This window comes from Streptomyces sp. NBC_01296 (assembly GCF_035984415.1).
GTDB lineage: Bacteria > Actinomycetota > Actinomycetes > Streptomycetales > Streptomycetaceae > Streptomyces.
The window spans coordinates 403,662-420,763 of the sequence record NZ_CP130721.1; the positions used below are offsets into that span (position 1 = coordinate 403,662).

Annotated in this window: 20 protein-coding genes and 1 pseudogene; 10 read left to right on the top strand and 11 right to left on the bottom strand. The window is 70.1% G+C overall.

Features of this window, described 5'->3' with window-relative positions:
* Nucleotides 1–3: 3 nt before the first annotated feature.
* Nucleotides 4–744, bottom strand: coding sequence for a MerR family transcriptional regulator (locus OG299_RS41895; RefSeq protein ID WP_327365010.1), 741 nt, complete (start codon nucleotides 742–744; stop codon nucleotides 4–6).
* Between the two features lie 59 nt (nucleotides 745–803).
* Between OG299_RS41895 and OG299_RS41900 the strand changes: the two genes are divergently transcribed.
* On the top strand, nucleotides 804–1,271 hold the full coding sequence (locus OG299_RS41900) for a DUF6194 family protein (protein ID WP_327365011.1): 468 nt from the start codon (nucleotides 804–806) through the stop codon (nucleotides 1,269–1,271).
* A gap of 110 nt (nucleotides 1,272–1,381) precedes the next feature.
* On the opposite strand, the pseudogene OG299_RS41905 reads toward OG299_RS41900, so the two are convergent.
* The 3 genes and pseudogenes from OG299_RS41905 to OG299_RS41915 form a co-directional block, all read right to left on the bottom strand.
* A pseudogene (locus OG299_RS41905) lies at nucleotides 1,382–1,498 on the bottom strand (WhiB family transcriptional regulator); the annotation flags it as partial.
* A 5-nt stretch (nucleotides 1,499–1,503) separates the two neighbouring features.
* Nucleotides 1,504–1,677, bottom strand: coding sequence for a hypothetical protein (locus OG299_RS41910; RefSeq protein ID WP_327364907.1), 174 nt, complete (start codon nucleotides 1,675–1,677; stop codon nucleotides 1,504–1,506).
* Between the two features lie 58 nt (nucleotides 1,678–1,735).
* Nucleotides 1,736–2,302, bottom strand: coding sequence for a hypothetical protein (locus tag OG299_RS41915; RefSeq protein WP_327364908.1), 567 nt, complete (start codon nucleotides 2,300–2,302; stop codon nucleotides 1,736–1,738).
* An 838-nt stretch (nucleotides 2,303–3,140) separates the two neighbouring features.
* Between OG299_RS41915 and OG299_RS41920 the strand changes: the two genes are divergently transcribed.
* Both OG299_RS41920 and OG299_RS41925 read left to right on the top strand, forming a co-directional pair.
* Nucleotides 3,141–4,136, top strand: a complete 996-nt coding sequence (locus OG299_RS41920) for a hypothetical protein (RefSeq protein ID WP_327364909.1) — start codon at nucleotides 3,141–3,143, stop codon at nucleotides 4,134–4,136.
* Between the two features lie 185 nt (nucleotides 4,137–4,321).
* Nucleotides 4,322–4,468 (top strand): hypothetical protein, encoded by a 147-nt coding sequence (locus tag OG299_RS41925; protein ID WP_327364910.1) that lies wholly within the window; start codon nucleotides 4,322–4,324, stop codon nucleotides 4,466–4,468.
* A 24-nt stretch (nucleotides 4,469–4,492) separates the two neighbouring features.
* On the opposite strand, the gene OG299_RS41930 is transcribed toward OG299_RS41925, so the two are convergent.
* Nucleotides 4,493–4,816 carry a putative quinol monooxygenase gene (locus OG299_RS41930; protein WP_136227353.1) on the bottom strand — a complete coding sequence of 108 codons (324 nt, stop codon included), beginning with the start codon at nucleotides 4,814–4,816 and terminating at the stop codon, nucleotides 4,493–4,495.
* 125 nt (nucleotides 4,817–4,941) lie between these two features.
* On the opposite strand from OG299_RS41930, the gene OG299_RS41935 reads away from it, so the two are divergent.
* Nucleotides 4,942–5,916: a GlxA family transcriptional regulator gene (locus tag OG299_RS41935; RefSeq protein ID WP_327364911.1), complete on the top strand. Its 975-nt coding sequence runs from the start codon at nucleotides 4,942–4,944 to the stop codon at nucleotides 5,914–5,916.
* Nucleotides 5,917–5,924: 8 nt separating this feature from the next.
* Here the strand turns inward: OG299_RS41935 and OG299_RS41940 are convergent, their stop codons facing one another.
* The 4 genes from OG299_RS41940 to OG299_RS41955 form a co-directional block, all read right to left on the bottom strand.
* The gene (locus tag OG299_RS41940) at nucleotides 5,925–6,920 is read right to left on the bottom strand and encodes a beta-ketoacyl-[acyl-carrier-protein] synthase family protein (RefSeq protein WP_327364912.1); all 996 of its coding nucleotides are present in this window, start codon (nucleotides 6,918–6,920) and stop codon (nucleotides 5,925–5,927) included.
* A 165-nt stretch (nucleotides 6,921–7,085) separates the two neighbouring features.
* Nucleotides 7,086–7,295: an acyl-CoA carboxylase subunit epsilon gene (locus tag OG299_RS41945; protein WP_327364913.1), complete on the bottom strand. Its 210-nt coding sequence runs from the start codon at nucleotides 7,293–7,295 to the stop codon at nucleotides 7,086–7,088.
* Nucleotides 7,296–7,308: 13 nt separating this feature from the next.
* Complete coding sequence (locus OG299_RS41950; protein ID WP_030301112.1) at nucleotides 7,309–8,880, bottom strand: acyl-CoA carboxylase subunit beta; 1,572 nt, start codon at nucleotides 8,878–8,880, stop codon at nucleotides 7,309–7,311.
* Entirely contained in the window at nucleotides 8,877–9,455 is a 579-nt protein-coding gene (locus tag OG299_RS41955) for a hypothetical protein (RefSeq protein WP_030301110.1), read from the bottom strand. Before OG299_RS41955 ends, OG299_RS41950 begins: the two co-directional genes overlap by 4 nt.
* A gap of 677 nt (nucleotides 9,456–10,132) precedes the next feature.
* Between OG299_RS41955 and OG299_RS41960 the strand changes: the two genes are divergently transcribed.
* Nucleotides 10,133–10,426 carry a hypothetical protein gene (locus OG299_RS41960; RefSeq protein WP_327364914.1) on the top strand — a complete coding sequence of 98 codons (294 nt, stop codon included), beginning with the start codon at nucleotides 10,133–10,135 and terminating at the stop codon, nucleotides 10,424–10,426.
* Between the two features lie 27 nt (nucleotides 10,427–10,453).
* Here the strand turns inward: OG299_RS41960 and OG299_RS41965 are convergent, their stop codons facing one another.
* On the bottom strand, nucleotides 10,454–11,665 hold the full coding sequence (locus OG299_RS41965; protein ID WP_327365012.1) for an IS110 family RNA-guided transposase: 1,212 nt from the start codon (nucleotides 11,663–11,665) through the stop codon (nucleotides 10,454–10,456).
* A gap of 336 nt (nucleotides 11,666–12,001) precedes the next feature.
* A complete protein-coding gene (locus OG299_RS41970) occupies nucleotides 12,002–12,553 on the bottom strand; it encodes a TetR/AcrR family transcriptional regulator (RefSeq protein WP_327364915.1) in 552 nt (183 codons plus the stop codon).
* 229 nt (nucleotides 12,554–12,782) lie between these two features.
* On the opposite strand from OG299_RS41970, the gene OG299_RS41975 reads away from it, so the two are divergent.
* From OG299_RS41975 to OG299_RS41995, 5 genes are all read left to right on the top strand, one after another.
* Nucleotides 12,783–13,256 carry an ester cyclase gene (locus OG299_RS41975; protein WP_030301103.1) on the top strand — a complete coding sequence of 158 codons (474 nt, stop codon included), beginning with the start codon at nucleotides 12,783–12,785 and terminating at the stop codon, nucleotides 13,254–13,256.
* Between the two features lie 44 nt (nucleotides 13,257–13,300).
* Nucleotides 13,301–14,737, top strand: a complete 1,437-nt coding sequence (locus tag OG299_RS41980) for a DHA2 family efflux MFS transporter permease subunit (protein WP_327364916.1) — start codon at nucleotides 13,301–13,303, stop codon at nucleotides 14,735–14,737.
* Nucleotides 14,738–14,952: 215 nt separating this feature from the next.
* The gene (locus OG299_RS41985) at nucleotides 14,953–15,420 is read left to right on the top strand and encodes an ester cyclase (protein WP_051833123.1); all 468 of its coding nucleotides are present in this window, start codon (nucleotides 14,953–14,955) and stop codon (nucleotides 15,418–15,420) included.
* Nucleotides 15,421–15,491: 71 nt separating this feature from the next.
* Nucleotides 15,492–16,238, top strand: a complete 747-nt coding sequence (gene fabG / locus OG299_RS41990; protein WP_327364917.1) for a 3-oxoacyl-[acyl-carrier-protein] reductase — start codon at nucleotides 15,492–15,494, stop codon at nucleotides 16,236–16,238.
* Complete coding sequence (locus OG299_RS41995) at nucleotides 16,235–16,969, top strand: 4'-phosphopantetheinyl transferase family protein (protein ID WP_327364918.1); 735 nt, start codon at nucleotides 16,235–16,237, stop codon at nucleotides 16,967–16,969. Before fabG ends, OG299_RS41995 begins: the two co-directional genes overlap by 4 nt.
* Nucleotides 16,970–17,102: the final 133 nt, after the last annotated feature.

The window sequence follows — 17,102 nt, forward strand, 5'->3', positions numbered from 1 at the left end:
GGTTTATCGGGCGATCGGCGCTTCCTGAGCGGACGTGACAACGGCTGCCAAGTCTGCACCCGCTCGAAGCAGTGCCACGGTCCGCATGGCGATCTGGTCAAGACGTTGTTGCAGGATGTGTTGGGTTTCTCCCAGGCCGTCGAGCTGGCGCAGGGAGACCATGATGTCGCGCACTGCGGGAATGCCATAACCGGTGCCGCGGAGGGCCGCGACGATTCGGGCCGCTCTGATCGCTGAAAGCCCGTAGCGACGTGCTCGCAGTGACGTCACTCGCTCGGGGATGACGAGCCCTTCCTGCTCCCAGAACCGCAGGGTTGAGGGACGCACATCAAGCGCTGCGGCCAGCTGCGTGATCGTCATCGCGTCGCTCTCCTGCTCGAACTCGGGTGTGTTCGTCTCACTCTGGATCGCACGCAACGCCTGTTGAGCACGCAGAGCCTCGTCCCGTTCCCGCGCGAGCCGAACGTACACCGCGCTGATCGCCGAGGCTGCCGCCGCGATCGTCTGCGTCCGCAGCTCCGCGAGCATCTGCCGGGCTGCGACAGGCCCGACAGCGCCGGCGAGCCCGCGATAGGCGCGAAGAGCATGCACGTGAGCTGATGTGTATGAACGGTAACCGTTGCTCGATCGAGCGGCTGAGGGAATGACTCCCAGCCGCTCCAGGTCACGCACCTGTTGCAGCGAGTACCCCGACTCTCTGGCGACATCGACTGTTCTCAGCGGTACTCGTCGCGAACCGCTCATGGTCTCGTCCACCAGCCAACCCCACATAAGCACTTGAAGGTAATGCTTGAACCATGAGTATGGAACAGATCATCACGACCGTGCGAGGCCTCGACGGCGCGCTCGTGCTTGTCCCGGAACCGGGAGGCGACTTCCCCGAACTCGCATGGGGGGACGCGTTCTTCTACTACGCCCCCGACGGCCAGACACCCAAGAACGTTCAGCCCTACGGGACGATCGTCACCAAGAACTACCCCGACGACGCCGCTTCCGACCTCGACCCTCCGGGTCGCTGGCGCGTGAACGTCCACGTCGACCGTGCGACCTTCCAGGAACTCACTGGAGAGGAGCCACGCAGCATCAGCCGCCCTCGCGACTACGCAGCCGCCGACAGTGTGATGCCGCACCCGGTATACGGGGCGCTCGGCTGGATCTGCGTCGTCAATCCCGGGGAGAGGACGACGGACACGGTTGTGCAGCTACTACGCAGCGCTCACGAGGCTGCTCGTGCGCGGTTCGCGCGGCGACACGAACCAGAACCTGCCTGATACAGCTCTGGCTCCACAGGTGTTGTACAAGATAGTGTCGGTCACACTGGCACTGAGCTGCACAAAGTGTTCTCCACTCGCCTCGCGCCACACGGTTACCCCCAGAGAAGGCGGCACACGGCTTTGGCTCCCTCGATCTGCAGGAGCGCCGGGCCGGTGTTGCCGATGGGGAAGAACAGCTCGGGGTCCACCTCTTCGCGGCAGATCGCGTGGTGGCGCCAGTCCATGCCGGTCACCGCCCCTCGCGGACGCGGCGCAGGGCCTCGTCCATGATCGGGTCGGAGTCGCCGTCGTTCCGTGCGATGCTGGGCTGCATCAGGTCCTCCACATAGGTCCTGGACAGCCCCGGAGGGTTCCAAGTCGCCGGGGCTGTCGTGCTGTTCAGGCTGTTCGTACGAGCAGCCACGGCCCCGGCCGCCCCTTACTGCGGGGCGGCCGGGGCCGTGGTCGTTCGTGCGGTTGGTTCAGCAGGCCGGGCGCTGAGGGTGAAGCGTGGTCAACGGGACCGACGGGCCGTCCAGCGGGGCGTCGCCAGCGGGCACCCTCCTGCGGGCAACATCGACGTCACCAACCCGGCCCAGCACCGCGTTCCAGTCGGCTACGCGTCCGGCCGGGGTGCGCTCCGCACGAGCGCGGAGGGTCTGGTTGGTTCGGGGGCTGAACGCCTTCGGGAGCACAGTGGTCGGGCGCCGGCTGGAGGTCTCGGCGCCCCCGTCCTGGAGGCGCTCCTGCCACTTCTCGAACTCGACGTCGACTGTGACCAGGCGGTTGCTGCCCTGGCAGCGGACGGCCGGGTCCCTCCCCGCACGGCCGGTGTCGTGCGGAACCAGCTTGTGCTTCTTGGCCTGGATGCCGGTGATCGGCACCCACGTCTTGCAGTCGGGGCAGATCAGCGACGCGCAGGCGGGGCGCAGGTCGTACTGGTGGGGGCGGAGGGTGGAGATGACGAGCGCCGGGCGGTCGTTGATGTTCCGGGAGCGGGTCCGGCTCTTACGGGGACGGGCGGTGCGCTCGATGGTGGCAGCAGGCATCTGGACTCCTCGTGAATGGAGTGGCAGGGGGCGCGTCGCGATGCTCTCTCCGCCCTCCAAGCCGCTCGGCAAGCCGGGCGTCCCGCAGGACAGACAGCGCACTGCGCTTCAACGTGCACGCAGTCGTCGTGCATCAAGGCCGTCCTTGCACCGCCCCCTCCCCTCACTCCGGCACCCACCCACGCGCCGCCGCCCGTGCCGCCCCAGGCCCAGCACCCGACCCCGCCACCAGCACCGGCACCGGTCGAACCCGCCGAGGTGTTCATCCCTCCGAAGCCTGCCGAGCCTCCGCCGCCAGTTCCTCCTCAGCGGCGCAAGGGACTGTTCCGCTGGCTGGGCAAACGCCGGTAACTTCGGCGAGGCGCTCTTTTGCCCCCGTCTGGGAGAACCCGCTCCTGGTGGGGCCGCTGCGGATAGGGTCGGGGCAGCTCGTGCCAGCATGGGTGTACGGGTCAGGCCCGGTGCCCAGAGCGCTCTGGGGGCAGTACCACCGGGCTGTCCCGCCCCGCATCGGCTATCGAGCTGCTCACGCAGCTGGCCGGCCTGGGCCCGAGGCCAGTCGATGGATGACGGCTTGATCCTTGCTGGTGGCCAATGACCGTGCTCGGCACCATTGGCTCTGTTGGTTGGTTTCGAGAACGTCTGTTGCTCAGTGACAGGAACGCTCGCCTCCTCCGGGAATTGATGTCGCCGAGATTTGGGAACGCCTACGTGCTTGAGCCAGGAAGGTGGTTGTGCTTGGCGCGGCGCGCGCTGCTTCGACCAGACCTGGTGTCTTCACGAGAGGGTTCGCGGTAACCCGTTCGCGTGACGTGCTCCAGCCGCGTACGTTCCGCGTATGACCAGGACAACGCCGGCCAGACCGGTTGCCGTGGAGGCCGTGTTCCCGGAGCTGGCAGCGTATCGAGGGCGGACGACCCGCCTGCACCCGCGGCCGGGGCAGCCCGGGCGGCACGACAGCCATGTCGGCGGACCGTTCCTGTGGCCGGGCGACGAGCCGTGGCCCGTCTGCCGCGAGCCGCACCAGCCCGAGACCGAGGGGTACGCACCGGAGGAGATCCGCGCCGCCCGGGCCGCGGGCGTGTGGCCTCGGAGCCGCCCGTGGCCCGGCGCTGGCAGCCCGGGGGAGGGTGGGCCGGTGCCCTTCGTGGGGCTCGCCCAGTTCTTCGGCCGGGACGTCCCCGGCCTGGCCGCCGGTCCCGGCGGCGCTGACCTGGTGCAGCTCTTCCGCTGCCCGCTCACCCACAGCCCGTACCTGGAGCGCCGGTACCTCCTGCAGTGGCGGCAGGCCGCGCAGACCGAGCGTACGGACCACTTCCTTGCCGCCGCGCCCGAAGTGCCGTTGCTCCCGTGGGAGGCCGAACTCCCCGAACCCTGTGTCGTGCACCCCGAGGAGGTGGACACCTATCCGTGGGCGGAGGACGACACGCTGCCCTCAGCTCTGATCGCCCGCATCGACGCCTGGGACGATGCCCAGACGGCTGAAAGCGGCCGTGACGCACCGAACTATCAGGGCGCTCTCTCAATCCCGCCCGGCTGGCGGGTCGGCGGCTTTCCCAGCTGGGCGTCGACGGGCCCGATGGATATCAGGTGCGCGTCCTGTGTCGCCCCGATGTGGCTCTTGCTGACAGCCGGGGGCGACGAGATGGACCCCGACTCGCACAGCTGGATGCCGCTCGAAGACCGCGATCCGTCCCTGCAGGGGATGGCTTCCGTCCGGGGCGGCCAGTCCGTCGCCCAGCCCACCCGGCTCCGCTTCGGCCGTGACCGAGACCTCCACGTCTTCACCTGCCCGACCGACCCGGGACACCCGCCCCAATGGGTGCTCTCCTGATGCGTCTCAGAGGCGGGTTCGGCCAGCGCGCGCCCTTGCGGGGCGCCGTCGCCCGACACGCACAGAACACTGTTCCTGCTTCTCGCCGACATCTTCCGCAGCAACAGGGCGCGGCCGTTCCCCGAATCCGGCGACAACCGTTTCTGTAAGTCGCCTACGTAGCCAGCCCGGCGAACATCAAGCACATGGTGCTGCCGACCAAGATGCAGATCTCGGTGCAGCTGACCATGCTCTCCGTGCTCGGGCGGCTGCCCGGCAAGGAGCGCATGATGGCCAAGGTCATGGAGCCGGTCCAGAAAGCGGCGAAGGCGATCACCCTCAAGGACTACTGAGCAGGCTCGTACCGCTGCCGCGGCTCAGGCGAGCTTGGCCGCCAGGATGTCGACCGGGAGGATCTCGGGGGCCTCGGCGAGCAGCTTCGGGGCGTTCTCCATGAGGGCTGCGGCGATCCTGCCCTGGAGGTGGGCGGTGCGGGCCTCGTCGCTGCCGAAGGCGTCGAAGACGCCGAACGTGGTCGGGCCGAGGCGCAGGGCGAACCAGACGGTGGTACCGGTTTCCTCCTGGGCCAGAGCGAGGGCTCCGGTGAGCAGCCCCTCGACGTCGTCGGCGTGCTCCGGCTTGGCCTCGATCCGGGCGAGCAGGCCGACGCGGGTGGTCTCGGGGACGGAAGCGCTGGTCATGGAGGCTCTCCTTCTACGGTGGCGGACCGCGCCGTGCGGTGCGCGCCGTGCGGTACGCCCACCGTAGGAGCGGGCCCCTGACCACGCTCAGTGGCGGATCCGCCGGATGCTTTACCGTTTCCGACATGCGGATCTCGGTGCTGGTCATGGACGGCCTCTTCGACTCCGGGCTGGCCACGGTCCTCGACGTCCTCCAGATGGCCAATGAGCTGCGGGGCGAGCTGCCCCATCCCCCGCCGCGCTGGGAGCTGACCCGGGTCAGCGGCTCCGGCGCCGTGCGCACCGCCTCCGGGCACGTGATCGAGGCCGTCGCCGTCGAGGACGCCCCACGGCCCGATCTCCTCGTCGTGCCGGGCGCCGGCCCCAAGCAGCCGGAGCCGCTGCTGGACTGGGTGGCGTCGGCGGAGCGCGGTCCGCAGCGCGAGGCCCTGCGCCAGGCCCGGGCCGACGGCATTCCCCTGGCGGCGGCCTGCACGAGCACGTTCCTCCTCGCCGAGGCGGGGGTCCTGGACGGGCTCTCCGCCACCACGAGTTGGTGGCTGGCCCCGGCCTTCCGGCAGGCCTACCCGCTGGTGGGACTGGAGGAGAGCAGCATGCTGGCCCACGCCGACGGGGTGATCACCGCCGGCGCCGCCATGGCCCACCTCGACCTGGCGCTCGCCCTGGTCCGGCAGGCGAGCCCCGTGCTGGCGGAGCTCACGGCCCGCTACCTGGTCGTCGACGACCGGCCCACCCAGGCCGGTTACGCGATCCCCAGCCACCTCGCCCGCACGGATCCCACGGTCAGCGCCTTCGAACGCTGGGTGCGGCAGCACATCGACGAACCCCTGCGGATGGCCGACGCGGCCCGGTCGGTCGGCGCGAGCGAACGGACCCTGCAGCGGGCCGTGGACCGGGTGCTGGGGGTGTCGCCCCTGCGCTTCGCCCAGACCATCCGGCTCGAACAGGCCGCCCACCTGCTGCGCACCACGGATCTCCCCACGGATGCCGTCGCCCGCCGGGTGGGCTACGAGAACGCCTCGACCCTGACCACCCTGCTCCGCCAGCGCCTCGGCACCACCCCGGGCCGCCTGCGCACCCCGGACACCCCCCGCCCGTGACGGGAGTTCTAGGCCACCACGCGCTGGACGATCAGGCAGGACCAGGTGAAGCCGCCGCCACCGCTGAAGCTGATGGCGTACTCACCCGGCGCGAGCAGGTCCTCCTCCCAGACGTGGGCGAGGTTGGCCAGGGCGTCCCCACCGCCGAGGTGTCCGGTCTGCCCACCGAGCTGGAGGATCTCCGCCTTGAGGACGTCTTCCATGATCGGGAGGTAGAGGAGCTCGATCGTCTTCGGCCCGAGCCGGGACAGCGTCGCGCAGCGGATCCGCGGATCGTGCGGGGTCAGGCCCGCTTCCGCCAGCGCCGTCATCAGCGTGCTGCGCACCTTCTGCGGGCCGATCTCGCCGAACCGGGCCATGCCGCCCGACGCGAGGAAGGCCTTCTTCGTACGCCGGGCGTCTATCGGCGCGGAGTGGGTGAGCGGAGCCGGGCTGAAGCCGTCGTCCCCGCGGTACATCGTCTCCAGTTCCGGAGCCGCCGAGGTGGCGTACGAAACGATGCGCAGCCCCGGCCCGGAGCGGGCGAGCACAGCCGCGGTGCCGCCGTCGCCGAAGACCGCGTCGTAGTCGCTGCGCCACCGGTCGAAGCCGGGCGCGGTGAACCGGTCGCCGGTGGTGACGAGCGCGGTGCGCACCGACGGGTCGGCCTCCAGCCGGACCGCCGCCGTGTGCAGGCCCATCGCGCCCACGTGGCACATCTGCTGGACGCCCATCGGGATCGCGTCCACCGCTCCCAACTGGTGGGCCACGTAGTGGGCCGGGGACCAGAAGTCCTGGCCCTGGTGGTAGATCCAGCCGTGGACCACCATGTCGAGGTCCGCGCCGGCCACACCCCCGAGGGCGAGGGCTCGCCGGGCTGCCCGTACGGCCATCTCCGGGCCGGAGGCGTCCTCGGACACGGGCACCTCACGGGCACCGGTCGCCCGTGCGTCGTCCTCGGAGACGAGTCCGGCGCGCACGGCGGCTTCCGCCGTCTGGCGGGTGTCCGGCAGCCAGGTGGACACGGCACGGATGGTGGGATTGTTCCCGAAACGCATTCGGGCTCCTTTGTCGAGGTTCTGTTCCCGGGTCGCCCGGACAGGGCGGCCCGTCACGGCGGCGAGGACACCGCGCCACCGTGATCCGCCTCACCCGGAAGGCAAGGGGGACGAAGGCCGTGTGACGAGTGCTCAGCTCTGCCAGGAATGCGGCGCGCGGAAGGCCGGCATCGGCTGCGGCCGTCGTCGGCCCGCCGTGGAGCCGGCGGACCGGGCGGCCGGCGCCCCGGGCTGCGGAGCGGTCCGGGCCAGGAGGACCGCGGTGATCGCAGCCAGTTCCTCGGCCTCGGGGTTGCCCTTCTCGACGCGCAGCAGTGGAGCGGCGACGGCGGGAGTGCTCACGTGTCTCTTCCTCCTACTGCGGTGGGTTGCCGTGCTTGCGGGACGGCAGGTCGGCGTGCTTGTTGCGGAGCATGGTGAGGGCGCTGACGAGGGTGGCGCGGGTCTCGGCGGGGTCGATGACGTCGTCGACGAGACCGCGTTCGGCCGCGTAGTACGGATGCATCAGCTCGGCCTTGTACTCCTTGACCATCTGGGTCCGCATGGCCTCGGGGTCGTCGGCCTCGGCGATCCGGCGGCGGAAGATGACGTTGGCGGCGCCCTCGGCGCCCATGACCGCGATCTCGTTGGTGGGCCAGGCGTACGTGAGGTCCGCGCCGATGGACTGCGAGTCCATGACGATGTAGGCGCCGCCGTAGGCCTTGCGCAGGATCAGGGAGATCCGCGGGACGGTGGCGTTGCAGTACGCGTAGAGGAGTTTGGCGCCGTGGCGGATGATTCCGCCGTGTTCCTGGTCGACGCCGGGCAGGAAGCCGGGAACGTCCAGGAGCGTGATGATGGGGATGTTGAAGGCGTCGCAGAGCTGCACGAAACGTGCGGCCTTCTCCGAGGCGTGGATGTCGAGGACGCCTGCGAGGGCCTGCGGCTGGTTGGCGACGATGCCGACGACCTGGCCGTCGAGCCGGGCCATCGCGCAGATGATGTTCCGGGCCCAGCGCTCGTGGATCTCCAGGTACTCGCCGTCGTCGACGAGCTCCTCGATCACCTTCACCATGTCGTACGGACGGTTCCCGTCCACGGGCACCAGGTCCAGCAGTACGTCGTTGCGCCGTCCGGCCGGATCCTCGCTCGGGTACGAGGGCGGGTTTTCCCTGTTGTTGGAGGGCAGCATCGAGATGAGGTAGCGGACCTCGGAGATGCAGGTCTCCTCGTCGTCGTACGCGAAGTGCGCGACGCCGCTGGTCTCGGCGTGCACGTCGGCGCCACCGAGCCCGTTCTGCGAGATCTCCTCGCCCGTCACCGCCTTGACCACGTCCGGGCCCGTGATGAACATCTGCGAGGTCTCACGCACCATGAACACGAAGTCCGTGAGCGCGGGGCTGTACGCCGCACCACCCGCACACGGGCCGAGCATCACCGAGATCTGCGGGATCACACCCGAAGCCTTCGTGTTCCGCTGGAAGATCCCGCCGTACCCGGCGAGCGCGGAAACGCCCTCCTGGATACGGGCACCCGCACCGTCGTTCAGCGACACCAGCGGAGCACCCGCCGCAATCGCCATGTCCATGATCTTGTGGATCTTCGTCGCGTGCGCCTCGCCCAGCGCGCCGCCGAAGATCCGGAAGTCGTGCGCGTAGACGAAGACCGTACGGCCCTCGACCGTGCCCCAGCCGGTGATCACACCGTCCGTGTAGGGCTTCTTGTCCTCCAGACCGAACCCGGTCGCCCGGTGCCGGCGCAACTGCTCGACCTCCTGGAACGAACCCTCGTCCAGCAGCAGCGCGATGCGCTCCCGCGCCGTCAGCTTGCCCTTGGCATGCTGCGCCTCGGTCGCCCTCTCACTCGGCCCGCGCCTGGCCTGCTCGCGGATCGCCTGCAGTTCCGCCGTCCGCGCCCTCGACTCCGTCGGCGTCCCGGTCCCGCTCATCGGTGGCTCCCTTCGCCGCGCTCCGGCTGCTGCACCACGAGACAGGACCAGGTGAAGCCGCCGTCTCCGGTGAGCACCAGCGCGAACTCACCCGGATCGAGGAGCCGCTGGTCCGTGATGTCCGCCAGGCAGGCGAGCGTGTCCCCGCACCCGAGATGACCGGTGCGCGCGGGCACCGGCCGCGGAGTGCCCGTCAGGGTCTCGCGCACCACCGGCAGGTAGACGGACTCCAGCGTCGGGGCTCCGAGCCGGGGCAGGGCGACCTGGCGAATCCGCGGGTCGCCGGCGGCGAGCCCGGCTTCGGCCAGCGCCTGGGTGAGCACCTTGCGTACCGCGTCCGGTCCGGCGTCGGCGGACGCGTCCCCGTCCGCCGTTGCGTGGACCACCTGGGCGACGAGCCGGAGACCGCTCCCGGAGCTGCTCAGAACCGCTGCGGCGGCACCGTCGTGATGTGCGGCGTGTCCGCTCGTCCCCCCACCGGAATCCGCGGGGGCATGTGCGTCGGCGGTCGTGACCAGGACGGTTTCGACCGCGGGGTCCGTGACGAGCTGGATCGCGGCGCTGTAAAGGGCCATCGTTCCGGAGTGACAGCCCTGCTGAATTCCGAGAGGAACGGCGGCGATCGCGCCTATTCGGCATGCCACGTCGTGAGCGGGGCAGCGAGAATCATCACCGTGCCGGGATAGCGAATTGTGCATCAGCAGGTCGATCTCGACGCCTTCGACGCCCGCCAGCGTCAATGCGTCGCGGGCCGCCGAAACGGCCATGTCGAGCGCGGACGGCGGTTGCGGGCCCAGTAATTCCGCCGCCCTCGCGGCGGGGCTCCCGCTCGGCTCGGGCAGCCATGTCACGGCCGCGTTGATCGTCACGGCCTCGCTGAAGCGCATCAACAGGCTCCCGTCCCGGACTCGGTCTCTCGACCCGAGTGGCCCCGTGCGGGCCACTGCGTGGGGAACAGAGCTCACCGGACCGCTCCGGGATACACCTGGGCCGGGTGCGCGCGGCGCGGTGTGCGCGGCGCGGGTCCGCCCGGCCTGTGGGGGGGGGTGCCTCTATGTTCTTCGTCAAGCGTGTGGTCAGGTTTGGCCCGAGGTTCGATCTTCTCCGTGGGGCATGAGACTGTCTGGTCGTGCCAGAGATGATGGGTGGGTTGGAGTCGGCCTTGGCTGAGGCGTCGTCTCCTTCGTGGAGGCAACGTGCTCGCGCTGGGCGTGACTTTGCTTCCTTCGCTGATGTTCCTGAAGCTGCGGAAGTGCTGGTGGGGCTGCTGCTGGATGCCGAGGACACTGCGGTGACGCGCCAGACGGCAGAGGCCCTGGCCCGTGTGGGGACGGCGGCCGCGGTGAGGCTCATCGCTCTCGCGGTTGTCGAGGCTGACGGCAGCCAGGCTGACTGGCTGCAGACCGGGGTTCATGACGCGCTCGTGGGACCGGACGGTGCGCCGGACGTCGCTGCGGCCTGCGGGGAGCTCGCACTGGACCAGGAAGAAGCTGTCCGGCGGGGTGCCGCGGAGATCTCGGCGTGGATGGACGGCACAAGCTGTTGACCTGAACCGATGTGCCCGTGGGCTGGTTCATGCAGCCGCCGCTTGGGGGAGGCGGGGTTCGTAGAATGTGCCGTCGCGGAGCATTGCGAACAGCACGCTGATGCGTTGGCGAGCGAGCCGGAGAAGCGCCTGGGTGTGGGTTTTACCGCGGGTGCGTTGGCGGTCGTAGTAGGTGCGGGAGGCCGGGTCGGCGTTCATGCAGGCGAAGGCGGAGAGGAACATGGCGCGTTTGAGCTGCCGGTTTCCGCCGCGGGGTGCGTGTTCGCCGTGGATCGAGGTCCCCGACGACTTCGTCGTGGGGGCGAGGCCGGCGTAGGAGGCGAGGTGGGCGGCGCTGGGAAAGCCGCTGCCGTCGCCGACGGTGACCAGCAGGACGGCGGCGGTCCTGACTCCGACTCCGGGCATCGAGGTCAGGACCGGGTGAAGAGGGTGGGCCTCCAGCAGGGTGCTGATCTGGGCTTCGAGTGCCCTGCGTTGGTCGTGGACCGCTGCGAGCGAGGCGGCCAGGGCCGGGATCACAATGTCGAGGGTGCCCGTGCCGGGAACGACGACGGTCTGCTCGTCGAGTGCGGTGAAGACGTCGTCGATCAGCCTCTGTGCCATCCGCGGGGCCTTGGGCCGGATGAGTTCGACGAGTCTGCGGCGGCCGGCCTTCCTCAAGGCGGCCGGGGATCCGAATCGCTCGAGCAGCCAGGTGACGGCCCGGTGGTCCAGTCGCGGGCCCAGGACCCGCTCGAGGCTGGGGTGGAACTGGGTGAGCAGACCGCGTGTCCGGTTGCTGGTGCGGGTTGCCTCGGCGGCGAGGTCCTGGTCGAAGCCCGTCAGGACAGTGAGCTCGGCGGTGATGTCGTCGGTCAGCTCCAGCGAGCGCAAAGTGTGAGGCATCGTCCTGGCGGCGTCCGCGATCACCGCGGCGTCCTTCGCGTCGGTCTTCGCCTCGCCGGGATACAGATCAGCGATCCGTCGCATCGCGAGTCCGGGCAGGTAGGCGACCTGGCAGCCCGCGTCCCGGGCGACGGTCAGGGGCAGGGCGCCGATCGATGCGGGCTGGTCGACGATCACCAGCACGGTGCCGAACTTCTCAGCGAGTTTGTCGAAGACGGCCCGCAGTTTCGGTTCGCTGTTGGGCAGCGGCTTGTCGAAGACCTTCTTGCCCGCCGGTGTCAGCCCGTGGCCGTGGTGAGCTGTCTTGCCGACGTCCAAACCGAGGAACACACCCACTTCTCCGGTGTCTAACATCGCGCCCTTTCCAAGGTGGTTGACCTTGCCGGCCTCGGCGGTGGCACCGTGCTCGCGCATCCACGTTATGCAGACCTGCCGCCCGCGAACTGCCCGGCATTGCGCCGGGCCAGGCGGTGGTCGGACCTCTCATCAGCGTCTCCGACGGCACCTTCCGGACCCGGCGACACCACCCCCCAGGTCATCGCTTCGACAGAGGGGACACAGTCATACCGGGACCGGAGGCCAGCGGCCCCGTTGCAGGACCGCGAAAAAGATAACGGGGGACGGCCCCTGGGCGGCGGGAGACGGGTCCGCACACGAGGGCCGCCGTGTGGCAGGGGCCGTTCGCAGCCGTCAGGGCGACCAGTTCTCGACGGGCAGCACCGCCACGCAGGCCTCGGCCCAGGGCTCGGTCAGGTTCCACAGGTCCATGGCGGCCATGTCGTTGAGCATCATTCCCAGGGACAGGAACTGCTTGACCGTGACGTCGTCCGCCCCGGACCTGCTCTGGACCGCATGCCACATGCGGCCGAACCCGGTCTGGACGGCGGCCCGGATCTCGGGGTCGTCGCACGCCGCGAAACCGTGCAGCTGAATCAGCAGGAACGTGCGGTCCTCGCGGACGAGCGTGCGGTACATCTCGCCCATCGCAATCAGGGCGTCCGTACCTCCGAGTTCGGCGGCGGCCCGGTTGAAGTTCTCGACGATCTCGTCGAACATCGCCTCGACAACTGCGATGAAGAGACCACGCTTCGTTCCGAAGAGCCGGAATACGTAAGGGTTGCTGATGTCGGCTGCCCGGGCAATTACTTCGACCGATGTTCCGTAGAAGCCGGTTCGGGCGAATTCTTCAGAGGCGATTCCCAAGATCTGCTTCCGCCGATCGGCGCCCGTCATTCTCTGCATGCCCATATGTAACCACGCACCTGCTTCTTGCCTTGCCCGGCGGGGGGGGGGGGGGGCGACGGGCGGCGTTGACTGAGTAGTGACTAAGTACTATCTTCCCGGTTGTGGCGCCGCTCTGCAAGCGGTCGGTCACCTCTTGTCGCCTGGGGTTCGGGACCCCCGCCGTCCCCAGGCGGCACCTCCCCCCCAGCCACCCCGACTTCCGTTACGAGCCTTGCGAGGTACCCACATGTCCGGATCCGCTCCCGCCACCACGTCCCCCGAGGCCGCCCGCGCCCTGTGGGCGAAGTGGAACGCCCTCTGGAACGGCGAGCTCGACTTCTCCCGCGCCGACGAGGTGCTCGCCGACAAGTTCACCGTCCACGGCACCAGCCTCGCGGGCCGCATGAAGACGGCGAACGTCGACCAGATCGTGGACCGCGCGGGTCTGGTCGCCTGGATCCAGGGCACCCGCGGGGCGCTTGAGGAACTGCACTTCACCGACGAGCCCGGTCCGATCGTCGACGGCGATATGGTCGCCGGCCGCTACCGGGCGACCGCCGTGCACCGGGGCGGCACCCCGGGCGCCACCGCTCCGATCGGCACGCCGACCGAGCACGTGGGCATCAACATCCTCCGCATCGAAGACGGCCGCTTCACCGAGTACTGGACCGTCGCCGACACCCTCGGGCTCCTCACGCAGCTCGGCCTCATCAAGGACTGACCGGCCTTGGCACCCCTGAACCCCAGCACCCTGAACGGACTTTTATGAGCACCCACCCCGTGACCGAACGGCCGGCCCCCGCAGCGCCCGGCCGGACCCCGCGCCGCGACTGGCGCCGCATCCTGGCCGCCGGCACGATCTCGGCGGGCATCATCGTCTCCACCCTCGACCTGACCATCGTCAACGTCGCCTTCCCCGCCATCGGCGCCGACTTCACGGGCGCGTCCGTAGCCGACCTGTCCTGGATCCTCAACGGCTACGCGATCGTCTTCGCGGCATTGCTGATCCCCGCGGGCCGGTTCGCCGACCGCTTCGGCATGAAGAACGTCTTCCTGACCGGCCTCCTCCTGTTCACCCTCGCCTCCGGACTGTGCGCCGTGTCCGGATCGGTGGAGATGCTCAACGCCGCCCGCGTGCTCCAGGCCGTCGGCGCCGCCGCGCTCGGCCCCACCTCCATGGGGCTGCTGATGGTCACCTACGGACCCGAGCAACGCGCCAAGGCCATGCGGGTCTGGGCCACCGCCGCCGGCGTCGCCGCGGCATCGGGGCCCCTCGTCGGCGGCGTCCTCGTCAACGTCTCCTGGCCGTGGATCTTCCTGGTGAACCTCCCGATCGGCGTGGTCGCCCTCGTCGTCGGCGGCAAGGTGCTCGCCTCCGGACGGGGCCCCGCCGGACAGCGCCGGCCGATGCCCGACCTCCTCGGCTCCGTACTGCTCGCCAGCGGCATCGGACTGCTGTCCCTCGGCATCATCAAGGCACCCGACTGGGGCTGGACCTCGGCCCGGGTCCTCGGCTGCCTGGCCGCCGCCGTGGTCCTCGTCGCCGCACTGCTCTTCCGCTCCGGCCGGCATGCCAGCCCGGTCATCGACCTCGCCCTGCTGCGGATCCGCGACTTCTCCATCGCCAACCTCGCCGCCGCGCTGTACTACATGAGCTTCGCCGCCACCGTCCTGTCCGTGTCGCTGTGGTGCCAGAACGTCTGGGGATGGTCGGCGCTCTCCACCGGCCTGGCCATGGCGCCGGGCAACCTGCTGCTGCCGTTCCTGTCGGTGCTGTCCGGCAAGCTCGTGGCGCGGATCGGGCAGGTGCTCTCGATCGTCCTCGGGTCGACGGTCATCGCGATCGGCGCCGCCTGGTGGGCCCTCGGCATATCCGTGGAGTCCAACTACCTGCTGGGCATGCTCCCCGGCGTCCTGCTCACCCGGATCGGCATGGGCCTGTCCCTCGCCCCGCTGATGGGCGCCAGCACCCGCGACCTCCCTCCGACCGCCGTGGCCACCGGCTCCGGCCTGAACAACATGTTCCGTCAGGTCGGCTTCGTGCTCGGGGTGTCGATCCTGGTGGTGCTCATCGGCAACCCGGTCGGCTCCGACGCCGCACTGACCGCGTTCCGCTACGGCTGGTGGTTCACCGCCGCGGCATCGGCTGCCACCGCCCTCGTCGCCCTGGTGCTCCGGTCCGATCGCCCCAAGGCCGGCTGACGTCCGGCCTGCCCCACCAGACCCTTCGCCCGGAGGCCTGCCCCTCGGGCCCCCGAACGCCGGATCCGTCACACGGAAGCCGGGTGGACACGGCTCACCACGCCGTGCCCGCCCGGCTTCCGTGCGTACGCGCCCCTTCCGGCGCACGGGTGTATCCAGCGGCGTTCCGAGCGCTCTGTAGGGACGGACGATCCGCCCGCACCCCCAGGAGCACCATGCCCAGCACTGCGACCACTCCGCGGCAGCACGACCGGCACACCGAGCTGTGGGACAAGTGGATGGAACTCTGGAACGGCCGACGGGAACGGGCCGACGAGATCCTCGCCCCCGGCTTCGTCCTGCACCTCCCGCAGTACGGAATGCCCGACCCGGCCACCCTCCGCACGTCCGAGCAGTTCGTCGCCTGGATCGACGCCTTCCGCTCGTCCTACGAGAACGCCCGTATCCGGACGGACCTGGGGCCGTTCGCCGACGGCGACCACGTCATCGGCCGGTGGATCTTCCAGGGCAGCTGGCAGCACGGCCGGCCCGCCGGAGTCACCGCCGCCCCGGGGACCCCGGTCACCCTGCGCGGCGCCGACATCCTCCGCCTCGACGACACCGGACGCATCGCCGAGTACTGGCTCTCCGACGATCTGCTCGACGTGTACGTGGGCCTCGGCGCCCCGCTGCCCAGCCCCTGACAGGGCCCCCGTCCCCCCTGCTTCCACCGCCGCACCCCGACCTGATCCCGATCTGTGAAGGAACCCCCGCCATGCCGCAGCGCTCTGGCCGTCTCGTCATCGTCACCGGAGGATCACGCGGTATCGGCCGTGCGATCGCCGTCCAACTCGCCGCCGAGGGATACGACATCGCCTTCTGCGGCCGCAGCGCGTCCGCCGCCTCGGAGGAGACCGCCGAACTCGTCAGGGCCCAAGGGGCGAACTGCTTCCACGAGCCCTGCGACGTCGCCGACCACCAGTCCGTCGAAACCTTCGTCAAGCGCGCGGAGGCCGCCCTCGGCCCGGCCTACGGGCTGGTCAACTCCGCCGGGATCGTCAAGGACAACCACCTGGTGATGATGCCGGTCGACGACTGGCAGAGCGTGATCGACACCAACCTCACCGGAACCTTCAACTTCTGCCGCACCGTCGGCTTCGGGATGCTCAAGAGGCGCGCCGGCGCGATCGTCAACATCTCCTCGGTCGCCGGCGTCTACGGACACGCCACCCAGGCCAACTACGCCGCGTCCAAGGGCGGCGTGAACAGCCTGAGCCGCACCCTCGCCAAGGAACTCGCCCGTCACGGCATCCGTGTCAACGTGGTCGCCCCCGGCTTCATCGAGACCGACATGACGGACCAGCTCAGCGAGAAGGCGACCAAGGAAGCCCTCGCATCGGTACCGCTGCGACGCTTCGGCACCGCCCGGGAAGTCGCCGACCTCACCGCCTTCCTGCTCTCCGACAAGGCCTCCTACATCACCGGCCAGGTGCTGCAAGTGGACGGCGGCGTGGCGTTGTGACCTCCGCGCACCCGGCGCCCGGCACGGGCGAACTGCACACGTGGTGGCTCTCCGTGCCGCCGCCGGGCGCGACCCCACGGCCCGGTCTGCACCCGAGCGACGAAGACGGCAACGGCGACGGCGACGGACAGCGGCAGTGGCAGCGGGCCACCCGGCCGGGCCGGTCCCTGCACCGCCACCGCCGGGCCTTCGCACACGCCGGTCTGCGCCTGCTGCTCTCCGGCTACCTCCCCGCCTCACGCGGGGAGCCGACACCGGCCCGCGCGGCGTGCCCCGTCTGCGCAGGACCCCACGGCCGCCCGTACGTCAGCAACGACCAGGGCCTCGAATTCTCCATGTCCCACTCCGGCGACGGCGTGCTCTACGCCTTCACGACGGGCGGCGCCGTCGGCGTGGACGTGGAATCCGGTCCCGTCCTGGACCGCACGCGGCACACCGTGTCCCGGTGGCTCGCCCCCCACGAGCTCCGCGCCATCGAAGCCGCGCCCGAGGGCGAGCGGCCCGCGGCGTTCCTGCGTACCTGGGTGCGCCGGGAGGCATGGCTCAAGGCCGCCGGAACGGGGCTGGCGCACGGAATGGGGCCCGCGCCCGTCCAGGTGCCGGGCGGGCCGCAGATCATCGATCTCGAAGTCCCCGACGGGTACACGGCCAGTGCCGCCGCCCCCGCCGGCACGCGTCACATCCGCCACAGACGGATACCGCCGGGACGGATACTCGACACGGCGGTATGAGACAGAGCGAGGAGCACCGGTATGCCGGATGACAGCACCCCGACGCCGACACGGCCGTCGGAGACGGACGCGGACACCGAGGCCCTGCTCGCCCGGCTGCGGGCGGCGGTGGGCACTCCCTCCGCCGCACTGG